General features: G+C 56.1%; 12 protein-coding genes. 4 read left to right on the forward strand and 8 right to left on the reverse strand.

Translation table 11 applies throughout. The features are described from left to right. Nucleotides 1-274: 274 nt before the first annotated feature. From ACN0X6_RS07000 to ACN0X6_RS07010, 3 genes are all read left to right on the forward strand, one after another. Nucleotides 275-949 (forward strand): heavy metal response regulator transcription factor, encoded by a 675-nt coding sequence (locus ACN0X6_RS07000; protein ID WP_017675714.1) that lies wholly within the window; start codon nucleotides 275-277, stop codon nucleotides 947-949. Next, nucleotides 946-2,349 (forward strand): heavy metal sensor histidine kinase, encoded by a 1,404-nt coding sequence (locus tag ACN0X6_RS07005; protein WP_417702883.1) that lies wholly within the window; start codon nucleotides 946-948, stop codon nucleotides 2,347-2,349. The genes ACN0X6_RS07000 and ACN0X6_RS07005 overlap by 4 nt, the downstream gene beginning before the upstream one ends. A gap of 128 nt (nucleotides 2,350-2,477) precedes the next feature. Further along, nucleotides 2,478-3,737, forward strand: coding sequence for an OprD family porin (locus tag ACN0X6_RS07010; RefSeq protein WP_417702884.1), 1,260 nt, complete (start codon nucleotides 2,478-2,480; stop codon nucleotides 3,735-3,737). Between the two features lie 478 nt (nucleotides 3,738-4,215). On the opposite strand, the gene ACN0X6_RS07015 is transcribed toward ACN0X6_RS07010, so the two are convergent. Further along, the gene (locus ACN0X6_RS07015) at nucleotides 4,216-4,620 is read right to left on the reverse strand and encodes a DUF6957 family protein (protein ID WP_417702885.1); all 405 of its coding nucleotides are present in this window, start codon (nucleotides 4,618-4,620) and stop codon (nucleotides 4,216-4,218) included. A gap of 372 nt (nucleotides 4,621-4,992) precedes the next feature. On the opposite strand from ACN0X6_RS07015, the gene ACN0X6_RS07020 reads away from it, so the two are divergent. Continuing rightward, nucleotides 4,993-5,211, forward strand: coding sequence for a helix-turn-helix domain-containing protein (locus ACN0X6_RS07020; RefSeq protein ID WP_417702886.1), 219 nt, complete (start codon nucleotides 4,993-4,995; stop codon nucleotides 5,209-5,211). Between the two features lie 90 nt (nucleotides 5,212-5,301). Here the strand turns inward: ACN0X6_RS07020 and ACN0X6_RS07025 are convergent, their stop codons facing one another. The 7 genes from ACN0X6_RS07025 to ACN0X6_RS07055 form a co-directional block, all read right to left on the reverse strand. Next, a complete protein-coding gene (locus ACN0X6_RS07025; protein ID WP_417702887.1) occupies nucleotides 5,302-6,939 on the reverse strand; it encodes a Tn7-like element transposition protein TnsE in 1,638 nt (545 codons plus the stop codon). After that, entirely contained in the window at nucleotides 6,932-8,440 is a 1,509-nt protein-coding gene (locus tag ACN0X6_RS07030; RefSeq protein ID WP_417702888.1) for a TnsD family Tn7-like transposition protein, read from the reverse strand. The genes ACN0X6_RS07025 and ACN0X6_RS07030 overlap by 8 nt, the downstream gene beginning before the upstream one ends. A 1-nt stretch (nucleotide 8,441) precedes the next feature. Then, nucleotides 8,442-10,052 (reverse strand): AAA family ATPase, encoded by a 1,611-nt coding sequence (locus ACN0X6_RS07035; RefSeq protein ID WP_417702889.1) that lies wholly within the window; start codon nucleotides 10,050-10,052, stop codon nucleotides 8,442-8,444. Continuing rightward, the gene (locus ACN0X6_RS07040; protein WP_417702890.1) at nucleotides 10,045-12,105 is read right to left on the reverse strand and encodes a Mu transposase C-terminal domain-containing protein; all 2,061 of its coding nucleotides are present in this window, start codon (nucleotides 12,103-12,105) and stop codon (nucleotides 10,045-10,047) included. Before ACN0X6_RS07040 ends, ACN0X6_RS07035 begins: the two co-directional genes overlap by 8 nt. Nucleotides 12,106-12,118: 13 nt before the next feature. Next, nucleotides 12,119-12,946, reverse strand: a complete 828-nt coding sequence (locus tag ACN0X6_RS07045) for a TnsA endonuclease C-terminal domain-containing protein (RefSeq protein ID WP_417702956.1) — start codon at nucleotides 12,944-12,946, stop codon at nucleotides 12,119-12,121. Nucleotides 12,947-13,088: 142 nt separating this feature from the next. Beyond that, the gene (gene glmS, locus ACN0X6_RS07050) at nucleotides 13,089-14,939 is read right to left on the reverse strand and encodes a glutamine--fructose-6-phosphate transaminase (isomerizing) (protein ID WP_417702891.1); all 1,851 of its coding nucleotides are present in this window, start codon (nucleotides 14,937-14,939) and stop codon (nucleotides 13,089-13,091) included. Nucleotides 14,940-14,951: 12 nt separating this feature from the next. Next, on the reverse strand, nucleotides 14,952-15,722 hold the full coding sequence (locus tag ACN0X6_RS07055) for a DeoR/GlpR family DNA-binding transcription regulator (RefSeq protein WP_417702892.1): 771 nt from the start codon (nucleotides 15,720-15,722) through the stop codon (nucleotides 14,952-14,954). Nucleotides 15,723-15,758: the final 36 nt, after the last annotated feature.

The raw sequence follows: 15,758 nt of genomic DNA on the forward strand, positions 1-15,758 counted from the left end.
CTGGTGTGTAGCGCCACCGGGCAGCCCTGCCGGTCCAAAGCTGGGTGCTTTGGATAAGGGCAAGTACTGCGACACGTTGTCGCTTAACCCCTTGGAACCCTGCGAAATAGGCATTACAGCTTGACCCTAAAGCCGCTTCAGGCTTTAGCCTTCGAGCAACCTGAAAAGCCGTAGGTCATATCTGTGACCGCCGAAGAAAGAATTAAAACCACTCCGCAGCCACAACAAAAAAATATCAAATAAATACTGGCCGCACATTTTAAGGTGAATTTTTATGCGAATCCTTATTGTCGAGGACGAGCCCAAGACTGCCGAATATTTACACCAAGGTTTAAGCGAAAGTGGCTATGTAGTTGATAAGGCCGCCACTGGCGTGGACGGCCTCCACCTTGTTAGGCAACACGCTTACGACTTGGTAGTGCTTGATGTAAACCTGCCTGAAATTGATGGCTGGGGCGTGCTTGAGCATATACGCAGTAACAGCAGTACTCGCGTGATAATGCTGACTGCACGCGGGCGCTTAGTGGATAAAATTAAAGGCCTGGATTTGGGGGCAGATGATTATTTAGTCAAACCGTTCGAGTTCCCTGAATTACTTGCGCGAATTCGTACATTGCTACGGCGAAGCGAGCAAATTCCAGTACCGGAAGTGCTGCGGGTAGCCGACCTTGAGCTTGATCCTGCGAGGCACCGCGCGTTCCGTGGTGAGCAGCGCATCGACCTGACCACTAAAGAGTTTGCGTTGCTGCACCTACTAATGCGCCGCTCTGGGGAAGTGCTATCGCGCACCCAGATCATTTCGCTGGTCTGGGATATGAATTTTGACTGTGACACCAACGTCGTCGAAGTCTCCATCCGCAGGCTACGCGCCAAAATTGATGACCCGTTCGATAACAAACTGATTCACACCCTCAGGGGTGTTGGGTACGTGCTTGAGGAGCGGGCATGAAGCCGGCCAGTCTATCCATGCGCCTTGGCCTGTCGGTCAGCGTGATGGGGGCAGCACTGGTTGTTCTGTTAGCGGCACTCGCCTACTTCGCGCTTACCCATGAGCTGGACTCGTTGGCCAAGCAGAGTCTTGACGGCAAACTGGAGCAGATTCAGCACAATCTCGCCGAAGACATGAGCGCACATGCAATTGCCCAGCAACCTCACGAGCTGCTGGATCTGGTCATGGGGCATGACAACCTGCACCTGACGATCTACAGGAAAAAGTCAGGCACCAAATTACTCCTGAATCTGGGTGAGAAATCCAGGGAGCCCATTCTTGCCAACATACCGGCAGGCGATACCCCTAGTTACCAAAGCTGGTCGGATACTGAGGGAAACAACTTCCTGACCGCATCCAAGGTGATGCTGCTCGACGATGGCGACCACGTCAGAGTCCTGCTCTCAATTGACCGATCTGCCGACGAAGCGCTGCTCAGCGCTTACCTCAAGTCAACACTGATAGCACTCCCTCTTCTGCTCGCGCTGATTGGCATGGGTGCATGGTGGATCGTGCAGCGAGGCCTCTCTCCCCTCCGGCAATTTCGTCAGGTTGCATCGCTGATATCCACGCAGGATCTGACCCATCGGATTTCCGTCGACAAACTTCCACAAGAACTCAGCGCGCTGGCCCACGGCATCAACTTCATGCTGCATCGTCTTGATGGTGGCGTTCAGCAGCTATCGCAGTTCTCTGATGACCTGGCCCATGAGTTGCGCTCACCCATCACCAACCTGATGGGTAAAGCGCAGGTAACGCTCTCCAGAGAGCGTCCACCAGAGGAGTACAAAGCCGTACTGGAATGCTGCACAGAAGAGCTTGAGCGCGTCACCCGAATCGTGTCCGACATGCTGTTTCTCGCTCAAGTCAGCCACCCCGCATCCCTGGTTCCCTTCGAGAAGATTGCACTGGAGGACGAGGCAAGACGCGTTGTGGATCTGTTCAGCATCTCTGCTGAAGAGAAACAGATCAGCCTGAGCATTTCCGGGGCCGGCCGAACCTTCGGTGATCGGCTGATGGTACAGCGCGCCATTTCAAACTTATTGTCCAATGCGATTCGGCATAGCCCCATCGGCGCAAACATCTCGCTGCTGATCGAGAAGCACAGCGAAACCGTGTCGTTCTCGGTCGGGAACCCCGGGATTGGCATCCCCGCACAACACATCCCCCATTTGTTCGAACGCTTCTACCGCGTCGATACCAGTCGCTCTCGTGCCGAAGGTGGGACAGGGCTGGGCCTGGCAATTGTTCGCTCGATCATGAGCCTGCATCAGGGCACGGTCGAGGTCAGCAGCCTGCCAGGCAGCTTCACCGTATTCCGTTTGATCTTCCCCAAAGTCCGCAATGGTTCCTCGACCTAGTCCCTGCAGGCGAACAGGCATAACGACCAGCCGAAGATTGGCCGCAGAGAAACCCGCCCCTATTCGGAGAGCACGGCATACAGCGACGGCTCCCGATATGCCAACCCCCTGAGCATGGAGAAACAACAATGAAGAAGACCCTCTTGGCAGTCGCGGTGAGTACTGGGGTACTCAGTCTTAGCCAGCCAGCCGCAGCTGATTTTTTGGCAGATAGCAAAGCTGGTCTGGAAGCGCGCAACTTCTATTTTAATCGTGATTTCCGCCAAGACTCAGCTAGCCAGTCAAAACAGGAGGAGTGGGCCCAGGGCTTTCTGCTGCGTTACGAATCCGGCTTCACCGAAGGAACCGTCGGTGTTGGCATCGACGCCATCGGCATGCTGGGTCTCAAGCTGGACTCCAGTGCTGACCGTTCTGGCACGGGCCTTCTAAAACGCAACAAAGAAGCACCTCGTGCCGCGCAGGATGAATATGGCGAAATGGGCTTAACCGCGAAGCTGCGTGCCTCCAACAGCGTGCTGAAATTGGGCACGCTGCAACCTAGACTGCCAACCGTCCAAGCAAACGATTCGCGCCTGCTGCCACAGACCTTTCAAGGCGGGCACCTGAATTCGCTGGAGATTGACGGGCTTACCTTCGATGCAGGCCAACTCAAGCAAGTAAGTCAGCGCGACTCATCCGATAGCGAAGACCTCAGCATTACCAGCGGCGCAGCCCGCGCCATCAGTGGCGGCGGAACCCAGACGAGCGATGAATTCAACTTCGCCGGGGCGACCTACAAATGGAACAGCAACCTGGCGACCGGCTACAACTACGGCAATCTGGATGACTTCTATAAGCAGCATATTTTCACTGTCCTGCACACCTTGCCGTTGGGTGACAAACAGTCGCTGAAAACTGATCTGCGCTACGCCCGCTCTACCGACGAAGGTAACAGCAACGTCGACAACAAGGCATTCGGAGCAATGTTTACCTACGCCTTTGGTGGCCACGCCCTCGGCGTTGGCTACCAGAGCATGAGCGGAGACACCGGTTACGCCTACATCAACGGCACCGATCCGTTCCTGGTCAACTATGTACAGATCGGCGACTTCGCTAACAAAGACGAAACTTCATGGCAGGCCCGCTATGACTTCAACTTTGCCAGCCTTGGCATCCCTGGCTTGACGTTCATGACCCGTTACCTGACTGGTGACAATATTGATCTAGGCGCAGGCAAAGCCGATGGTAAGGAGTGGGAGCGCAACACTGACATCGCCTATGTCTTCCAGGACGGCGTACTGAAAAACCTGGGCGTGAAATGGCGCAACGCCACACTACGTTCAACCAACTTCGGCAACGACGTTGATGAGAACCGCCTGATCGTCAGCTACACACTTCCACTGTTGTAATCACGTTCATTGAGGAGACGCAGGACGCGCTTGGATCAAGGAAGATCCAACATCGCGAGCCTCACCGACACTGTGCGGCACTGCAGAGCTTGATATGCAAGTGTTAGTTAACTGAAAGAAAAACGCTTGACCTTGCCGCCGTGGAAAGGTTGAAGATATGTCCAAGCCCAAGCAGAACCCGCCCGCCCGATGCTGGCTGGCACTACCCGCGCTCTAAATCGCCACAGTGACCAGACAATCCAGTTTGTTGATCAAGTGTTCCATGGCACCCTTGGCAAAAATCAAACACTGCCCATCAGACCGGCTTCCTTGCCTGATGCTCGCCGGTCGGTGGACAGATGCCGGGAGTATAGAGCATCGCGCGATAGCCCTGAGAGACGGGAAGTTGCTCGTAATGAGGCCCAAGAACTCCTGAGGTTTGCACAATTGAACGCGAACGCTAGTGGGGCATTGTCATCCTGCAACTCTCCGCAGCCCATTAAAATATGCCGGTCACGACAGCTGGTTCTGCTGTCTTCCGACTTCCTGCGCCTAGAAGGATGTAAACGCTATTTCTGGTTTCAAAAAGACAATTACTCTTTAGATCGACTAGGAGGGTGCTTCTGACCCAATCGCCTGGTGAAAATCGGCAAGCACTGTCGTTTACTACGGCATGGGCATAGAGAAGAATTGGCCGAAAACCTTGCTCTGCAACCAACGCCTTCTTGTCATCTGAAATATCGAGATCGACGAGAATCCATTGCCTTACTGAGCAGTACGGTTTGTCTGGGTATAGCTTCTGAGCCAGCGCGATACCAGCCACTTCATCGTCACAGGCGCTTGGTATTGCCTCACCTTGACTTGATAGAAAATCACTGATTTTTTCAATATTTTCGTCCGCCATTTAGTGACCTCCGAACTCTAACTACAGTTACTGCTACCTGCGATTTGATCTACATGCTGTATCCGATAATTTGGCCAACAAAACTCTCAGACTATCACACGCAATTCGTGCGCTGCTGCACTCTGGCAGAGGAGGCGCAGCATCAATTCAAGCCATTCAGGGGAGCACCATCGGTATCGTGCAGTTCACGGGCCTTAACCGTTGAACGTCCTCGTTCCTGAAGTAGCCCATAAAGGGGCCTGCCGAATGTAAGGAAGGCCGATTTCATTGAGCCCCTAGAAGAACGAACATTAAATTAATGCGGATTATAGTCCGTGGCCTGTGCGTCCGCAAACGCACAATAGTACCGCCTCAAGTTGAATTGAGACGGTCATGGATAAGTTGGCGAGAGCATTAGGGAAACGCATCCGAATGCAGAGGAAGGTCTGCCGGATTTCCCAGGATGCATTGGCGCTGGCCTGCAATATCGACCGCAGCTACGTAGGGCGAATCGAGCGTGGCGAGGTCAATATTACCGTCGAGAAGCTATACCGCATCGCAGCCGAGCTCGCTTGTGATCCAGTGTCTCTCCTGCCTCCAGTGTCAGAGTGACAACTCGGCTACGGAAAGCGTTTGTGGGTTCTCAGCAGTACCTTTCCCAGGTTTGACCAGCTTGCGATGCCTTCTAGCAGAGTTCTGCGATCACTTAAGGACATCACGTATACGCTGCTTCCAGTCGTTCACCCTGGCAGGGTTGGTGCCTGTTTGGCTTTCTTTCGGGTGATGTACGGAGTGTAAAGGCTCACAGAACTCCGCCATATTGCTTGGCCAGCGCAACGAGCCCTTCACTGTCTTTTTCAAGATCCGGCCTATGCATTTCTCTACCTCAACATCTGCTTTGAAGCCCATGACTCGCGTTGACATGGTCTTACGATTGTTTGAGGTATCTATTTCTAGAAGGTAGCGTTGATTACCGTTTTTCAGCTTGAACATTGCCATCAAATAGCAGCGTGGCTTTTCGTCATCAAACATATGGTAGCTGCAGCGCGGAACAGGAGGTAGCGGCTTCACATCTAGTGATTCCAGCACAATGCCTGGCTCCTCTCGGGCGATCTGCTCAATGACTTCACGAAGCAGCGAGAAACGACCAACAAACCGATCATGCTCCTTGTCCTTGTCTTCGTCCTTGCCCTCTATCTCTCCCAGTTTCTGAAACTCCCCTGGAGCTGTGCTGCCGTCGCTCACGGGATCAGCAACACCGAGGAGTTTGCTTTCGTTGCCCGGAGATTGCTCATCATCGACCTCCTTGCCATGACCGCTGGCATGCTCCCCGTTGTAGGCAATCATCGTATTCATATGAGCATCAAATTTGATTCCCTCAACAGGCAAATGAATCAAACTCGGCTCCTTCGCGGCAGTGGGATCTTCTTCAGCATCCACCTCAACTTCATCAGCACCCGATGGCACAGTTCCGCAGCCGGAGCTCTCTCCCCTGACTGATAACTTGAGAGCAGGGTGATGGAAGAAAATTTCTCCAAGATGGCTAAACTGGAGTCCCTGGAGCGCTTCGATCTCCCAGACCAGCAACTCGTTGCTTTCTGGATCAAAGGGGCCTCGCACATCCATCATGGTACCTGCGATAGAAGGAGGTGCCTGGAAGTCGAACTGCCACCTGGCATAAGCCGATTTTTGTGATACCTGCTCTTGCGCTTGGTTGAGGCTTTTCCAGATTGACTCGAAGGATTGCTTCACATCCTGAGTCAGCAGCAGCCAACTTAAAAAGTCTCTGTACCCCTTGATTTTGAGGAGCCGACTTGGCGCGCCTGTCTTAGGGGGCGTATGAATATGAACAACATCGCCCTCGTTATAGATCGTGAAGGCCATGTCTAGGCCATTCGGTACAAAGGCTGCACGGGCTATAAAAGCCGCGTGAAAGAATAGTTTTCGCGCAAGCTCAAATTTCGGTAACCAGACTGTCAGGCCATCAACCTCGAATACAAAGCAGCGCTGTGCGGATATCTCAGGATTTGCTGCCAGCCATCTGGCCAGGCGTGGACACTCGCCCAACTGTTTTTCCCGCCAGGTATCTATTGCAGGCAGCACAACCGCTTTCTTGAAACCACTGGAGCGGAAAGGAACCCCGTCTTCCCCAAGAAACTCGCGACCAGTCGCGAGAACACAGGACACTTCCAATGGGAGCGGCTTGAACTGCGGCTGGCCATCGCACTCAAACAGTGCCGACATACGCCACCGAGCCTCCGAAAAGGATGCTCTGTAGAAATTTCCAATAGCCCGCAGCTTAGATCCGGCCTGAATCTGACGGAATAAGATCCTATTCAATCCATCTTCCTATCAATCGAATGAACTCAGTAGTCAGCGGTGACTCCCTACTTTTTTCCAACCCACAACGCTTTTCTAGCTTCCAGCGCCTGGACGGCATAGGCATACCATCCATTACATCCTCCTGTACGGCTACAGTCAGGCGACGGATCTGATACTCACCGACGGATTCGGCATAGCGATCTAGGAAGGTGCGGCACGTAGGCAATTGATCGAGATGATGCTCGACTGATGCCCGATGGGGTAACTGCTGCAGGAACCAATTGCGGCTCCTGCGTGGAAGACTCAGATTTTCTTCGCTGTTTCTGACAATCCGGATCAGCAGGCGCACCAACTTCCTATCGCGTGCTAGCCAGTCTATGTGCCTGTTATTGCCCTGTCGACGCTGCCTAGACTTGTTCGAGGCTATCAACCAACGTCGGTCATGACGATAGAGCCAGGCGTAACATGCCTTCCCTCCGTGTTCTCTAGCGGCCTTGGCTCCAGCGTTCCGATCCAGTGCCTGCAGCCAAACAGCTCGGTACTGCTGCTTTTGCTCAAACTCGTCAGAAAGCAACTGCACTGAATGTTCGGTGGAAAGATCAACCTGGCGAGTCTTCGCCTCGTCGATAAGATCGCGAGCATGATGATCAGGGCGCAGGCTGGTCCAAATGATCAGATGCTGCAGCGCACTAAATCCCTTGCGATGCTTCCTGAACATTGCCAATAGCCAGGGCGGAGGCTCCCCGGTTGCCAGCAAACCGTTCGCAACAAGCCAATCCCGATGGTGAGATGCAAGGATCTTCTCCCATAAGACCTCGGCTCTGACCTGTCGGCCGCGCCTGGCACCGCACTCTTCTGCCAAGTACCGGTAAAAGTTAGTCCAGTGCGCGTAGCCAGGCGATTGCGCCTCTTCGAGCTCCAGTAGTTGCGTAGCGGCCATGGCGAGTCTGATTGCCTCTTCGCTTGCGCGGCTAGCGCTAACATTACGGGACAAAAATAGTGGAGAGGCTGGGTGAAACTCGTGTCGCTGCGCTCGACGGAACGGAATGGGTGAATCCAAGAGCTGACAGCCATGCTCAGGACAAACGTCAATTCCTTGCATCTGCCAGCTTCGCCGCCAATAGGGCTCACCGAAATAGTCGGCCATGTCCTCGAAACAGAAAGGGCAGTAACGCAGCCACTCGGGCCACTTGACCAAGGCCATCGAAGCCCCAGCAAGACCGATGGTCGGCCGACCGGCAGCGAGCATGGCCTGAAAAAGGTCAGTACGACGGGCCTGTGGAATGAAGGGGGCATAGAGCGGAAACAGCGTGTGATGCATGATCACGTTCGCCGTATCCAACCCAGTATTGTTCGCCAGAACGGCCAAGTGCGTGGGCAGGTCGGTTATAGCGGCTACCTTACTGTCGCCGAACAGCATGTGCAGCAGCGTTTTATGACTACCTATCCCCAGATGTACCCGGCACCGAGCTATGCCGCTGTAGAGCAGCTCGTCCGGATAAAGCCTGGGGAAATACATGTTAGCTCGCCTTCAATAAAGGCCGTAGATCGAGGATAAGGCCGGCCTGTTTAAATCTGTCATAGACCTCACTCTCAGGCCCGTCAGCATAACGCCTGCGCAAATCCTCCTCGGATAGGCATCCCCAATCTGTCCGCTTTAACCTGGAAATACTGGGCTTCTTGGGGATCTCCTGCACGAGGTAGGCCGTAGCCTTGTGTATCAGGGCCGCCATCGGGATACCCGGATTCTTTGCCAATAATTCGTCAGCCATGGGAATAGCGATATCCATAGGGATATCCATATCTTCGAGCAGGGCGGCCAGTCGCTTCGCTTTGTCATCAGCCGAAGGTGTCGGCGGTTTCGGTTGGGCGACGTTATCCAGAGAGCGCGTCAATGTCAGCAACCGTCCCTCGATCTCAGGCATCAGCAGGTCGTCATATTTAGCGATCAGTTCGGGTCTACCGCTCCGTAAGGCGGCCAGCATCGGATGAACTGGTTTGAACTCGTCCTCGAAAACCTTGCGTAGTAACAGTGGCTTGATGCATTCGACGCTAGTCACTATCGCCCGGATCTGCGCCAGCGCGAACAGCTTGATGACAATGTCCATAACCCCCTGTGTGAGGTCGTACATAGTCGATTCCAACTCGTCGTCCAGCGGCGTCGCATTTCGCAGCCACTGGTACTTCCAGAGCCGCTTCAAAAGGCGCTTCCAGTGCTCATCCCGAGGTAACCTGTCCCAGCGAATGCTGCCCAACCCGGAGACCCGACGCGCGGCTCGAAATGTGCGCTGAAAGAACTTACTGGCTCGGTGGGTACCGACTTGAATGATCGGAACGCCGATGGTATTCACTAGCGACACGAAGAAATTGTGCATTTTCTCGGCACCACCGGAGCGGGCCTCGTTGAGGTTCTGAACCTCGTCGATGATCAGCACACCAAGCGCGTGCAGGTTGGCTACCTGGCACATGGATGCCATCAAGCGCTTGGTGCCCAGTTTCTTGCGACCATGGCTGCGGCTATAGGTCGTACCAAGAATCTTGTCTACCTCGTTGAAGAAACTCAGGCACAACTCATCCAGGTCACCGTCGATGGGACAGTCGACCTTCAGGTAGACCAGCTGGGTGATGTTGTAATCTGGGTGATGAAGAGCCTGGGGGTACATGCCCAGAATCCGCTCAAGAGTGCGCGTTTTCCCGCAACCTGAGCAGCCGAATAGCGACAAGCTATTGGCTGTGGAGGAGACACTCTGGTAAACCACCGCATCCAGACTCTCCTCCTCGATCCGGCGATAGCCATTCTGCAAGTGAGCATACCAAGCGCCGCAGGCCGGATTCCGACCGATGTAGCCCTGACGGATCATCAGGCTGATCTTGCTCTCCAGCTCCAAGTGGTGGCTGAGCGGCTGGAAGAAGCCGTGCAACAGCCGGGCGATTGCATGAGCCCTGAGCCTACCATCCAGGAGTACCTCCTGCGACTCGAAACTGGGAAGCTTCTGCAACAAGCCGACCACCTCCTGCAGATCAGGTATCGGGGGCAATGCGCTGATGAGTGGATTTTCCTGATACTCGGGAAGCTGCTGCTCATGGTAACGAGCCGGGGGGATAACTCCGCGCCGGATTTCTTCAGTCATCGCCTTCCTCCTTGAATATCAGGTCACTGAGATCTGGGAAGGCATAGTCTTCCTGCTTTTCGCCTCGCAGCGGGATAACTTCGGCAGGTATTTCTTGCAGCACTTTCGCCGGTTTGAATGCTGTTTTCTGGCGTTCCTGACGCTTTTCCTGCTGCTTGTTCTCACGGATCTGGGTTCCCAGATCCTTCTTGGTCACACCCGTTTTGACCGGACTAGCATCCTCTGCCTGGGCAACAATGGACTCGATCCGCTCCAGAAGCTTGCCTCTCTCCATTAAGGCCTCCGCCGCCGCGTTGGCATCGCTACGACGTTCCTCTCTGGACAACAGCCAGACATCCCAGAAGGTCAACCCCCTGAAACGTCGACTACGGTCAGCAAGATCGCAAATCCAGTAGTCCTTGAGGCTATTAGATGGCCGCAGATAGATGTGGTCGGCGCTACGCGGATCGTATGCGACCGTCACCCCTGTCGGCCTACGCCCCTGGCCTCGGTGAAACCAACCCTCCTTGATTGCTTCCTGGCAGGTGTAGAAGCAGCCGAACAGCCTGATTCCCAGCTCCGAAATCGTGGCCTGATCATGAGGTAAAAGGTTGATCCGGACCAGATCTTCAGGTGCAGTGCGCAACCGACCAGTTAGGTTGGCCAGCCCCCAACTCCACAGCATGGCAGGTATAGCCGGCAGACCGCCCGGCATACCAGCAGCTCTGTCGTACTTGCCCAGCGTATGAAAGTTGTTATGCCAGAGTACGCCTGCGATGATGATTCGAGTGAACTCGCCTAGCGTCAGACTGGCATCGAGCCTGTAGTCGTGGCCACCTCTTTTCCGACTTGTGGTATCTCCGACCACGCCGCTGGCATAGGGCTTGAAATTCTCCTGTACCGTCCGGAAATAGCGCTCGACGATACCCTTGGCATCCCCGCGCCTGGCCGGCGCATTCTCGATACGAACACCGAAAGCTTTGGAAAATGCTTCGACCTTGGTGCCGTTTAGTTCGCCCTTGTCGGCCAGAAGCGCATCCGGCAAGCCCTTAACCGGCCAATCGCCAACATCGATATCCACGCCATACTGGCGGCAGTACTCGACCTTGTCGGTGACCGTGTTGGCCAAAGCCACCATTGCACTAACCCAGGAAGGTCCCTCGAAACCGACGTACATGCCAACAACCATGCGGCTGAACACGTCGATCACCATATACACGACGGGCCTACCGACGATGCGGCTGCGATCCTGCTCTGAAATCAGATAGATGTCAGCTACGGTGGCGTCGATCTGATAGCGGTACCCAGGGCCCAGAACTTCGGCCGTCGATGTACTTGTGATCGGACGGATGTCCTTGGCGAAATCAACGGCGGACATCCTGTTTGGTAACGTTTCCGTGAAGTGGTATTCACGTTTGTAGAAGTAGCGGAACTGCTCCAAAGTCGGCAGCTCGGCGACAGACCGCATCGGTAAGACTGCGTGGAGCAGATTCAACCCGGATGCGTAAGCGTCTGGGATGGACGGATGTTTTTGCTTTAGTAAGCGCTCATCGATGACTCGACGGAAAATACGTTCCACGTCCGGTGTGACGTTGCTCCCCCTCCCCTCTCTCACAACCCTGGGTCTGCCCAGCTTGGCTTGGCTTGGTTTTCGTCGTTTTCCGAGCGCGCCCGAATTGACGTAGTCCGGCAATAGAGCGTTCCTGCACATACCCCGCTGCCAATAGCGCCTCAACAACCTGTATGCCGTCTGCTTAGTAACACCATGGCGTTCCATGATACCTATGAGGATTTGCCCTCTTGATTTGCGAATGAACAACCCAGGGTCTTGAGCGACATCCGCAAGCATTTCCCAGGCAGCATCGCGCTTCTGCTGATCAAGAGAGCCTTCCTCCACCTCCCGCAGAACCGCCTCCTCGAATGGGTCAACGATACACACTAGTTCCCCGTCCATCAGCAGACGCTCCAGCTCTACAACCTTTATCGGTTCGGGCAAAGCAGTGTCCGCATCAATGTCGATCCAGACGGCCATCGCGGCATCCGACCAAATCAGGCGCTTGCGCAACTCCCCCATGCTAAAAACCTGGTTAACGGGCAGCACTGCTCAGCCCCTGCAACTCGTAGTGAGGATTGACTGCAAGGTCTTTCGTACTTAGTTCCCGGTAAGGTTTACCAATGTCGAACAGGAAACAGTGCCTGGCCAGCAATTGGCGAAGCCAATAAAGCGCCTGGCCCGGCTCCAGTTCGCCAGACACATCCAGTCCTTGAGCAATGGCCGTCAGCCTCCGATCAGGATCACGCCGAAATTCATACAGGAACAGTTGCCGGTAGTGTTCAAGTTCATCCGCAGAAATATCGTCTTCTGATTGGGCAGGGTAGAGCCATTGAATATTGGCAATTGCCTCCTTTGGCACCTCTCGTTCCGTGACGATGACCCAAGGAATACCTTTCTCGAGCCAGTAGCGTCGTTCTAGCTCAAGTCTCTCGATGACTTCAGGCTTCTGCAGGTCGGCGCTGTACTTGGCCTGAATCGCAACTGTCGGCCGTTGTTGGTCATCGAAATCCACAAGGAAGTCACTGGTCAGCACTTGTGGAATGCCTTGGTAGCGACCATGGGCAAGACCGATCTCCTCGGCGATTCGAACAGTGTCCACGACCATCATCGGAAATTGCTCCCGGATATCGGTGACACGGGGAGACCAGTCAAAAGTCAGGAAAATTGCCAGCTCAAGATCAGAGAGGAAATGGTGCAGACGGCGAGATTTGCTGCCGAGCAGGCGATGGGAGCGCCCCAGCGAGGACACATCCCTGGTGTAGATGAACGGTTTGTAGTCTGCCCCCTGGCCTTGACCACGACCTTCCTTGAACCTTTTGTCGATTTGGGCCTGAGTCAGGCCCTTAAATGTCCCAGCCATAAGCAAACCAGCATCCGCATCGATGATTTCAACATAGCGCATGCCGGTTTTGGATGAAACTTTATTTTAATGGATGACACTTTATTATTATGGATGAATCTTTATTTTCATCCCACAGACGGGCTTTTCTTCGCCAGCGGCCTTATTCGACCGTGACGCTTTTGGCCAGATTACGCGGCTGATCGACGTCGGTACCCTTGAGCACGGCGACGTAGTACGACAGCAGTTGCAGCGGCACGGTGTAGAGGATCGGTGCGAGCAGGTCATGGATATGCGGCATGGCCACCACATGAGTGCCCTCGCCATTGCTCATGCCAGCCTGCTGGTCGGCGAAGACGATCAGCTCGCCGCCACGGGCGCGGACTTCCTGCAGGTTGGACTTGAGCTTTTCCAGCAGCTCGTTGTTCGGCGCCACGGTGACCACCGGCATGTCGGCGTCCACCAGCGCCAACGGGCCGTGCTTGAGCTCACCGGCCGGGTAGGCCTCGGCATGGATGTAGGAGATTTCCTTGAGCTTGAGCGCGCCTTCCATGGCCACTGGATACTGCGCGCCACGGCCGAGGAACAGGCTGTGGTGCTTCTCGGCGAACAGTTCGGCGATCTTCTCCACGGTCTTGTCCATGGCCAGCGCTTCGCCCAGACGGGTCGGCAGGCGACGCAATTCTTCCACCAGTTCGGCGGCCAGCGCCTTGTCGAGGCTGCCGTGCACCTGGCCGAGGGCCAGGGTCAGCAGCATCAGGCCGACCAGCTGGGTGGTGAAGGCCTTGGTCGAGGCCACACCGATTTCCGGGCCGGCCTGAGTCAGCAGGCACAGGTCGGATTCGCGCACCAGCGAGCTGGTGCCGACGTTGCAGATCACCAGGCTGGCCAGGTAGCCGCCCTGCCCCGGTGCCTTCTCCTTGGCGTTGCGCAGCGCGGCCAGGGTGTCAGCGGTTTCACCGGACTGCGAGACGCTGACGAACAGGGTATCAGGCTGCACCACCACCTTGCGGTAGCGGAACTCGCTGGCCACCTCGACCTGGCAGGGAATGCCGGCCAGCTCTTCCAGCCAGTAACGGGCAACCATGCCGGCGTGGTAGCTGGTGCCGCAGGCGACGATTTGTACGTTCTTCACCTTGGCGAACAGCTCGGCAGCCTGTGGGCCAAAGGCCTGCACCAGTACGTGATCGCTGCCCAGACGGCCTTCCAGGGTGCGTTGCACCACCTTGGGCTGCTCGTGGATTTCCTTGAGCATGAAGTGGCGGTACTCGCCCTTGTCGGCGGCCTCGGCACCTTCGTGGTACTGCACGGCTTCGCGCTGTACCGGGTTGCCGGCGGCGTCCCAGATCTGCACGCCGTCGCGGCGAATCTCGGCGATATCGCCTTCTTCCAGGTACATGAAGCGGTCGGTGACCTGGCGCAGGGCCAACTGGTCGGAGGCGAGGAAGTTCTCACCCAGGCCGAGGCCGATCACCAGCGGGCTACCACTGCGGGCGGCGAGCAGGCGATCCGGCTGCTTGGCGCTGATCACCGCCAGGCCATAGGCGCCATGCAACTCGGGAATCGCGGCCTTGAGCGCGGCAGCGAGATCGCCGAGCGCTCGCAGCTTGTGCTCGAGCAGGTGGACGATGGTTTCGGTGTCGGTATCGGAGGTGAAGACGTAGCCCAGGCCCTTGAGGCGCTCGCGCAGCTCTTCGTGGTTCTCGATGATGCCGTTGTGCACCACGGCCAACTCATGACCGGAGAAGTGTGGGTGAGCGTTGCGCTCGCTCGGCGCACCGTGGGTGGCCCAACGGGTGTGGGCAATGCCTAGGCGCCCCGCCAGCGGCTCGGCCTGCAGCGCGGCCTGCAGTTCGCTGACCTTGCCCACGCGGCGGCGGCGATCAAGCGTGCCCTGCTCGGTCAGCAGTGCGACACCGGCGCTGTCGTAGCCACGGTATTCCAGGCGCTTGAGGCCTTCTACCAGGACAGCGGTGATATTGCGCTCAGCGATGGCGCCTACGATTCCACACATGGGTGCTCTCCTTTAGTTTTCCAGCGGCGCGAGGATCAATTGGATGCCGCGCACGCGTATCTGTTCGGCAGCCTGGGCATCCAGGCGCTCGTCGGTGATCAGGGTATGGAGGCTGCCCCAGGGCAGTTCCAGATTGGGGATACGCCGGCCGATCTTGTCGCTCTCGACCATGACGATGACTTCGCGGGCCACCTCGGCCATCACTCGCGACAGACCGAGCAGTTCGTTGAAGGTGGTGGTGCCACGCTCCAGGTCGATGCCGTCGGCGCCGATGAACAGTTGATCGAAGTCGTAGGAACGCAGCACCTGCTCGGCCACCTGGCCCTGGAAGGATTCCGAGTGCGGGTCCCAGGTACCGCCCGTCATCAGCAGCACCGGCTCGTGCTCGATGTCGCGCAGGGCATTGGCCACGCCCAGCGAATTGGTCATCACCACCAGGCCAGGCTTGTGGCCAAGCAGCGGGATCATCGCCGCCGTGGTGGTGCCGCTGTCGATGATGATGCGCGCGTGCTCGCGGATGCGCGCCACGCCGGCACGGGCAATCGCCTGCTTGTGCGGGGAAATGGGCTGCGTCGGCTCACCGATCAGTTCCTGCGGCACTGGTACCGCGCCGCCATAGCGACGCAGCAGCAGACCGTTCTTTTCCAGGGCAGCGAGGTCCTTGCGAATCGTCACTTCGCTGGTGGCGAAGTGCTGCGCCAAGGCATCCACCGACACCTCGCCCTGCTCGGCGAGCAAGGCAAGAATGGTGTGGCGACGTTGCGGCGTGTTGCGCTTCGACATGCTTAAGTTTCGATTCGAAAGATAATGGCGCGAATC

Origin of the sequence: Pseudomonas sp. (assembly GCF_048269965.1) — a bacterium.
In the GTDB taxonomy this organism is placed as follows: Bacteria; Pseudomonadota; Gammaproteobacteria; order Pseudomonadales; family Pseudomonadaceae; genus Aquipseudomonas.

Coding starts and splice junctions, on each gene's coding strand:
- ACN0X6_RS07000 (WP_017675714.1), top strand. CDS start 275: ATGCGAATCCTTATTGTCGAGGACGAGCCCAAGACTGCCGAATATTTA.
- ACN0X6_RS07005 (WP_417702883.1), top strand. CDS start 946: ATGAAGCCGGCCAGTCTATCCATGCGCCTTGGCCTGTCGGTCAGCGTG.
- ACN0X6_RS07010 (WP_417702884.1), top strand. CDS start 2,478: ATGAAGAAGACCCTCTTGGCAGTCGCGGTGAGTACTGGGGTACTCAGT.
- ACN0X6_RS07015 (WP_417702885.1), bottom strand. CDS start 4,620: ATGGCGGACGAAAATATTGAAAAAATCAGTGATTTTCTATCAAGTCAA.
- ACN0X6_RS07020 (WP_417702886.1), top strand. CDS start 4,993: ATGGATAAGTTGGCGAGAGCATTAGGGAAACGCATCCGAATGCAGAGG.
- ACN0X6_RS07030 (WP_417702888.1), bottom strand. CDS start 8,440: ATGTATTTCCCCAGGCTTTATCCGGACGAGCTGCTCTACAGCGGCATA.
- ACN0X6_RS07035 (WP_417702889.1), bottom strand. CDS start 10,052: ATGACTGAAGAAATCCGGCGCGGAGTTATCCCCCCGGCTCGTTACCAT.
- ACN0X6_RS07040 (WP_417702890.1), bottom strand. CDS start 12,105: ATGGGGGAGTTGCGCAAGCGCCTGATTTGGTCGGATGCCGCGATGGCC.
- ACN0X6_RS07045 (WP_417702956.1), bottom strand. CDS start 12,946: ATGGCTGGGACATTTAAGGGCCTGACTCAGGCCCAAATCGACAAAAGG.
- glmS (WP_417702891.1), bottom strand. CDS start 14,939: ATGTGTGGAATCGTAGGCGCCATCGCTGAGCGCAATATCACCGCTGTC.
- ACN0X6_RS07055 (WP_417702892.1), bottom strand. CDS start 15,722: ATGTCGAAGCGCAACACGCCGCAACGTCGCCACACCATTCTTGCCTTG.